We start from the raw sequence: 544 nt of genomic DNA on the forward strand, positions 1-544 counted from the left end.
GGCGAAAGCATGTCACGGCTGCCAGAATTTCGGCGCCGCGGTGAGTGGTCTGCCGGACAGCCTGGGCAAGGTCTTCCGTGGTCAGTGTTTTGATCCGTCCTGCAATGCCAAGAAGGTTGCAGCGAGGATCAAGGCCGAGCGCGCTGAAGCGCCGTCTACTGTTAAGGGCCCCAAAGCCGCGCCGGCCAAGGAGGGCGCGGACAAGGGCGGAAAGGCCGAACACGCGGCCACGTCGATTGCCGAGTCGGACAAGGTGAAGACCTACCGACAAGGGGTGTGGCGCAAGGCGCTACGCCGGGAGGTGGCGGCCAACGAAGCAACGGCCAACCACTATCTCCTCGCACTTTCGCTGTCCGGTCATGCACGCACCATCACCAGCGACAAGATGGGGACGCTCTTTGAACGGATCGCGGACGAGACCAGCTCTCCCACCGATCTCTCGAAGAACCTTATCTCTGTGGCCGGCCTGGCTACTGACAAGCGGCTCAATCTGACGATCTCGCTCGCGCTTGCCGCGATCGAAGGAATCGATGTGCCTGTCTTG

At 62.1% G+C, this 544-nt stretch carries 1 pseudogene; it reads left to right on the forward strand.

Features of this window, described 5'->3' with window-relative positions:
- Positions 1-544 (forward strand): annotated as a pseudogene (locus ACRYR9_RS19940) (PRTRC system ParB family protein); the annotation flags it as partial.

The sequence above is a fragment of the Kineococcus auxinigenes genome, assembly GCF_050871525.1.
Lineage (GTDB): Bacteria > Actinomycetota > Actinomycetes > Actinomycetales > Kineococcaceae > Kineococcus.